Here is a 6,295-nt window from a genome sequence, read left to right as displayed (position 1 = left end):
CCCCCCGCCGCCCCCCCCCCCCCCCCCCCCCCCCCCCCCCCCCCCCCCCCCCCGACTCGATGAAGCGGGGGCCCCAGTCGTGCGGCCTGGCCGCGAACGGACTCATCGCCCGGTGCGGCACTTGGTGCGGCTCTTCCGGGCGATGAGTTGATCTGCTTCCAGCCTGCGCCTCCCGGCGGTGAAATGCAACCCCTTCCCGCGCCAACAACAAGTCGTTGCACCCTCACTTTTGGGGACTGACCGCCAGCGAGCCCGACCTACTAGCTTCGATTCGCGCGGGATCGCGCACCGGAGGGAGAGGTGATCACGGGATGCAGACGACCGCCGTCGCGGCCGAGGTCGCCGAGGTCCTCGATCGGCAATCGGCCGTCAGAGCAAGATCTCCGATCGCCCGCGTCGTCGGCGTGAGCCCCCTGCGGGCGGAGACGCGCGCTCCGTACCGCAGCGCCCTCGCGCTCCTCGCACTGGACGACGTGCTCGCAGAGCTCGGCCCGGACTGGGTGACCCTGTGCGGGGTGCCGGTTGCGGGCGGCACAGCGCCCATCGACCAGCTGATCATCGGACCGGCCGGCGTGATCGCGCTGACCATCCGCAACGCACAGGGCCTGCAGGTGTGGGCGGGCAACGGCGTGTTCGTCGTCGACGGGCTCGAGGTGCCGCAACTGCGCGAGTCCGAGCTGGCCGCAGCGCTCGCCGAGACGGCGTTGTCGGATGCCACCGGCGATCGAGTGCGCGTAAAGCCAGTTGTCGTCGTGGTGAACGCAGCCAGTCTGATCGTGAGCAAGCCGCGACGCGGCGTGGTCGTCGTCAGTTCGCGCGAATTGCGGACCTGGCTGCTCGGGTTGGAGCCCACCATGCCGCCCGAGCTTCAGGAGCGCATTCGCGATGCGGCATCGGATGCGCTCACCTGGTCTATGGACACCTGGCCGAAAGGCGACACCGAGCGGATCCTGGAGCGATTCCACGCGCTGCGCACCGAGGTGAACAGGGCCAGACGCGCCAGAGTCATCTGGATCGTCGGGCTCGCAACGGTGCTCTGGGCGGCAGCCATCGCTGCCGCGCTCACCGACGCGTTGCGCTGACTTTCGTGTCCGGCTGCCGTCAGCCGATCAGCGACATGAGCCCGAAGGCGGCGAGGGTTGACGCCGCGATGCCGAACAACAGTCCGAGCACCATGAGCGTTTTCGAGCGGTCCAGGCGCTCGAGCGGTGTCGCCATATTGCTCTCGATGAGCTTCTCGCGCGCCCGCTCGAGGCTGCGGTAGGTTCCGACGACGTGCCCGCGACGGTCGGTGGCCCGATACCGCCCCGTCGTGGTGACGTCGATCGTGCCCGCCGCTTCGCCGTCATACTCTGCGACCCAGCGGCTTGGCAGCACTGCAACCCAATTGGGGTGCTCGTACGGAACGAGCGAGTGCTTGGTGAGCGTGGTCATCTTCACCTCCCCATCCCGCACCGCCCCCTGTGGCGGTGCGCCATGTGGGATGCGGTCGGAATTCCCTGAGTTCCCCGCGCATCTTGTTGGTGATGATACCCCGCGAATGGGGGGTGGGCTAGTGGTTGTTTTTGCCAGCTTCTTCCGGGTGGGTCAGCTCGCCCCGTGCGGTGACTCCCGGAGGAAGGATCCGGATGACGCCGGCGATGACCTTGTACCGCTTGGACGGCGTGACCACGGCCCGCCCGCGGCCGGCTCCGCGCAGCGCTTCCCGCACCACTCGTTCGGCGCTCAGCCACATGAAACGCGGCACCGCGTCCGGTGTGACGCTCATCCGGTCGTGGAACTCGGTGCGGACAAACCCGGGGATGACGGTCGTGACTCTCACGCCGCGGCCCCGATACTGCACGTGGGCCCAGCGACTGAACGAGATCAGCCCGGCCTTTGCCGCACCGTACACGCCGCGCAGGGTGAGGCCCGCGATGCTGGTGACGTTGATCACCGTGCCGCTGCGGCGGGGGAGTTGCTGCCGCAGGGCGGCGTGGGTGAGCCGGATGGGTGTGCTCAGCAACAGGTCGATCATGCGTTGTTCGTCATCGACGTTGCTGGACTCGAACGGCGTCGCGAGACCGAAACCGGCATTGTTGACAAGCACATCCACCGGGCGGACGGTGTCGGCCAATCGCCGCTCCACCGTTGCCAGGTCATCGCGATCGGTCAGGTCGGCGGGCAGAATATCGACCCGACACCCGTAGGCCTGCTCCAGCATCTTCGCCGCAGCCTCGAGGCGCGCGCGGTTACGGGCGACGAGGATGAGATCGTGGCCGCGCGCGGCGAGCTGGCGCGCGAACTCGGCGCCGAGCCCCGCGGTCGCGCCGGTGACGAGCGCCACCCTGCTCACTTCTCCACCCGCACGTGCTTGATGCGCGACGTGTGACCGCGAACGATCTCGACCCGCGACCTGGCCACTGAAAAGTGGTCGGCGAGCGCGGCGATCACCCCGGCGTTCGCGGCACCGTCCACAGCCCGCTCCCGCACGTAGACGATCAGGCCGTCATCGCTGGTCTCGACCAGCGGCCCCTTGCGGCTGCCCGGCTTCACTCGCACCGTCACGCTGGGTCCAGGGTCCATACCTCAAGGCTAGTGACCGGATGGCGAGTGCGTACGGCGCGCCGACGAGCAGGACGCCGAGCGCGGCCGCAGCGAGCGACGCAAGGTTCAGAGCGAGAGGCGGCTGCCCGGCGAGAGCCTGCACGACGCTGACCCCGAGCACGAGTGTGTAGCCGATCGCCGCGGCCAGCGACATCCGGAACTGCCGTCGAAGCGCCCAGCCGGTGAATGCGCCCAGCCACGCGAGCAGCGGAAGCACCTGGATGGCGTGCATGGCGATGCCGTGCGGCGACTTCAGGATCCCGCCATCCCCGAAGACGACGCCCTGCGGCCCGAAGACCGCGTCGTCGCCGGACGCCGCGGCAGGGACGCCGACCGCGACGATCAGCCCGCCCAGCACCTGGCCGACGAGCAGGAGCAGCATGCTCACCCGGATGGCGAGCAGCATCGCAGGCGGCCCGTCCGCAGCGCGGGTGAAGAACAGGGCGGTGATCACGAGCAGGGCAAGCGCGATGCCGGCCACCTCCACGCCCATGACCACGAAGACGCCAGAGTCGAACGCTGTGGAGAAGTTGAAGTGCGAGGGCACACCGCGCCAGGTCTGCATGGTGATGAGCGCCGTCTCTGACATGCCGAGCAACCCCAGCCCGCCGAGCAGGAGCCAGTCGAGCAGGGGCTTGAGCCGGAGGAAGGATGCAAACAGCGCGATGGTGGCCAGGGTGATCCCGAACGAGAAGCCGAACAGTATGGGCTTGCGCCAGGACAGCGGTCCATCCCACCCGGTGCCGGAGAGCAGGAAGACGACACCGTGCACGGCCGCGGACGCGAGCAGCAGGATGCCAGAGACGAGCAGGAACTTTTGGCCACCGGTGAAGCGGTTGCGCGAGAGGAACGTGGGTGCCGACGGGGCCAGTGCTGTTGCCATGACCTCAGCGTCGCAGGCACCCGGAAACCGCCGCCATCGGGATTTGCCCTGATCGCACCCCGAGCCGCGAGAAGTTCAGCCGGGCACGCACGCGCCAGTCGGCACCGCACGGTCGAGGGCAGGAGCCTGGGAGGCAACCGGGCCGAGTTGGTCCATGGTGAGCGCGTAGCCGACGTTCTGCAGGTTCTCGGAACGCGCGAAGATCACACCGGCGATGTCCCCATCGAGGGTGAGGAGGGGCCCGCCCGAGTTGCCCGACTGCACGTTGCCGGTGAGCACGAACACCTCGAGGCTGTTCGGTGCGCGGCCGTAGATGTCCGGGGTGCGGACGTTCGCGATGTCCTGGACGAGTGCCGGCTCCGAGGTGAACGGGCCGCCGAGCGGGTAGCCCTGGAAGACGGCACCGTCGCCCTCGTCGAGGTCGTCGCTGAGCGGGATGGGGTCGGCATCCAGCCCGGGAACCGCGATGACCGCGAGATCGCTGTCCGGGTCGAAGTACACGACCCGGCCGGAGCGGGCCGGCTCGCCGGTCGCCTCGATGACCGGCTCGGAGACGCCGGCGACGACGTGCGCGTTGGTGACGACGCGATCATCCGAGACCACGAATCCGCTGCCGGACTGGCCCTGGCCGCACTCCCACGCGGTGCCGGTGATGCGCACGACCGAATCGGCGGCATCCTGCAGCTCCGGCGAATCGAGGCTGATCTCGGGCGGCTGCTGCGACGGGCTGCCGAGCGCGTCGATGACCCGCGGCACGCCTTGATTGACGGCGATGGCACGCAACTGCGAGAGTCCGCGCTTGACGGGCTCGGGAGTGAGCGTGTCGATCGTCTTCAGCACGCCGGATGACGCGATCGCCTGGGTGAGGGCGGGGACTCCGATCGAGCCGACGCTGAATCCGAGGATCCAGGCGATGAGCGCAGCGACCACGAGGTTGGTGATGGCGCCGAATGCCCGGTCAACGGTGCCGGGACTCCGGCGTTCGCGGCGCCGGGTGTTCACCCCGGTGAGCCAGGCGCCGATCGACTGCCCGATGGCGATGAGCAGGATGCTCGCGACGATCAGCACGACGAGGCGCAGCATCGGCTCCAGGACGGTCGCGTTGATCAGCGGCGTGACGAAGAAGCTCGCGAGCGCTCCGAGCAGCGCGCCGAGCATCGGACCGGCGCTGCGCAGGAAACCGGCCCCGTAGCCGTATGCCAGGTAGCCGATGAACAGCAGGAACAGGGCCACGTCCAAGAACCCCGCGAGCAGCATCCGGCCTCCTCCTCATGAATGCACGCTGACAATACCCCGCCGCTCCTGTTGCCACACTGGACGCATGACGATTCCCCTGAGAACGCTGAACGACGGCAATACGCTGCCCGCGATCGGATTCGGCACGTACAGGCTGCGCGGCGAGGAGGCGATCACCGCGACCGGCTCCGCGATCGAGAACGGGTACCGCTTGATCGACACCGCGCTCAACTACGGCAACGAGAAGGAGGTCGGAGAGGCGATCCGGCGCTCGAGCGTCCCGCGTGAGGAGCTGTTCGTCACCACCAAGCTGCCCGGCCGTTTCCACGGGCTGAACGAGACGTTCGAGGGGTTCCGCGAGTCGCTGGAGCACCTCGGTCTCGACTACGTCGACTTGTTCCTGATCCACTGGCCGCTGCCGCGCGTCGACAAGTACGTCGACTCCTGGCGGGCGATGATCCGGCTGCGCGAGGAGGGCGTCATCCGCTCGATCGGGGTCAGCAACTTCACGCCAGCGCACCTCGAAAGAGTCATTGCCGAGACGGATGTCGTCCCCGCGGTGAACCAGGTCGAACTGCACCCGTACTTCCCCCAAGGCGAGCTGCGCCGCTTCCACGCCGAGCACGGCATCCAGACCGAGAGCTGGACGCCGCTAGCGCGCAAGAAGTCGCCGTTCACGAATGAGAAGATCCGGGAGGTCGCGGATGCGCACGGCGTCACGCCAGCGCAGGCGATCCTGCGCTGGCACGTGCAGCTGGGCACGATCCCGATTCCGAAGGCGAGCACCGCCGAGCGGCAGCGCGAGAACATCGACATCTTCGGGTTCGAGCTCACCGACGAGCAGGTCGAGTCGATCAGTTCCCTCGAGGAGGGCCGGCTGTGGGGCGGGGACCCCGACACCAACGAGGAGTTCTGAGCGGGGAATACTGGGCCGTGATCTGCGGTTTTCTAATACATGAGCACCACAGCGACCAGAACCACGCCGGACGGCAAGGTGCGGCTGCGCATCAACGCGGTCGGTTCGATGATCGCGGCGACGGTGGATGCTGTCGGAGCTGAGGCATCCGGATTCGAGCGCGGCGATCGCGTCGCGTTGCCGACCCCGAAGCGGCAGTTCTCCGACTCGCCGATTGTCAGCGCAGAGAACCTGATCGGCGTGCCCAAGGACGTGACCGACGCGCAGGTCGCTGAGATTCTCGCTCCTGGCTTGGTTGCGCATGCGCTGCTACTGCGCGGACGCGTCATCAGCGCCGGTGATCGGGTGCATGTCACGGTCGCACACTCGGTGCTGCGCGATGTGATCGAGGCCTGGTCTCGTGCGCTCGGCGCTCGCATCGTCGCCGACCCGGCGGATGCTTCGGTCGTGATCGACGATGCCGCCCGCCGGGCAGCGACGGAGGCCGCCTACCGCAAGGGGCGGCTGCAGCTCGCCGCAATTGACGTGTTCCACGCCATTCGCGCGGGCGTCTTCGACCGGGTGCAGCGCGCGGCCCGTACGCACTCAACGGCCGCCTGACCGCGCGAGACCGCAACGTCAGAGGACGGGCGGTCAGGGCGTCTGAGAAACTTGAGGTTCTAGGAAACGTAGGG

General features: G+C 68.3%; 8 protein-coding genes. 3 read left to right on the top strand and 5 right to left on the bottom strand.

The window, feature by feature from the left end; all coding sequences use genetic code 11:
• Positions 1-311 precede the first annotated feature (311 nt).
• A complete protein-coding gene (locus tag HGK58_RS11535) occupies positions 312-1,082 on the top strand; it encodes an NERD domain-containing protein (protein WP_168627702.1) in 771 nt (256 codons plus the stop codon).
• 19 nt (positions 1,083-1,101) lie between these two features.
• Here the strand turns inward: HGK58_RS11535 and HGK58_RS11530 are convergent, their stop codons facing one another.
• The 5 genes from HGK58_RS11530 to HGK58_RS11510 form a co-directional block, all read right to left on the bottom strand.
• The gene (locus HGK58_RS11530; RefSeq protein WP_168627701.1) at positions 1,102-1,434 is read right to left on the bottom strand and encodes a hypothetical protein; all 333 of its coding nucleotides are present in this window, start codon (positions 1,432-1,434) and stop codon (positions 1,102-1,104) included.
• A 118-nt stretch (positions 1,435-1,552) separates the two neighbouring features.
• Complete coding sequence (locus tag HGK58_RS11525; protein ID WP_168627700.1) at positions 1,553-2,335, bottom strand: SDR family oxidoreductase; 783 nt, start codon at positions 2,333-2,335, stop codon at positions 1,553-1,555.
• Complete coding sequence (locus tag HGK58_RS11520; RefSeq protein WP_349236206.1) at positions 2,332-2,535, bottom strand: DUF167 domain-containing protein; 204 nt, start codon at positions 2,533-2,535, stop codon at positions 2,332-2,334. The genes HGK58_RS11525 and HGK58_RS11520 overlap by 4 nt, the downstream gene beginning before the upstream one ends.
• Positions 2,489-3,469, bottom strand: coding sequence for a hypothetical protein (locus tag HGK58_RS11515; protein WP_168627698.1), 981 nt, complete (start codon positions 3,467-3,469; stop codon positions 2,489-2,491). The genes HGK58_RS11520 and HGK58_RS11515 overlap by 47 nt, the downstream gene beginning before the upstream one ends.
• Before the next feature lie 75 nt (positions 3,470-3,544).
• Positions 3,545-4,726, bottom strand: a complete 1,182-nt coding sequence (locus HGK58_RS11510) for a MarP family serine protease (RefSeq protein WP_168627697.1) — start codon at positions 4,724-4,726, stop codon at positions 3,545-3,547.
• A 64-nt stretch (positions 4,727-4,790) separates the two neighbouring features.
• Between HGK58_RS11510 and HGK58_RS11505 the strand changes: the two genes are divergently transcribed.
• Both HGK58_RS11505 and HGK58_RS11500 read left to right on the top strand, forming a co-directional pair.
• A complete protein-coding gene (locus tag HGK58_RS11505) occupies positions 4,791-5,621 on the top strand; it encodes an aldo/keto reductase (protein WP_168627696.1) in 831 nt (276 codons plus the stop codon).
• A gap of 39 nt (positions 5,622-5,660) precedes the next feature.
• Positions 5,661-6,221, top strand: coding sequence for a hypothetical protein (locus HGK58_RS11500; protein ID WP_168627695.1), 561 nt, complete (start codon positions 5,661-5,663; stop codon positions 6,219-6,221).
• The last annotated feature ends 74 nt before the right edge of the window (positions 6,222-6,295 follow it).

Origin of the sequence: Cryobacterium sp. BB307 (genome assembly GCF_012274275.1) — a bacterium.
Lineage (GTDB): Bacteria > Actinomycetota > Actinomycetes > Actinomycetales > Microbacteriaceae > Terrimesophilobacter.
The sequence above is the reverse complement of the archived record's forward strand: the minus strand, read 5'-3'. Positions and strand labels throughout refer to the sequence as shown.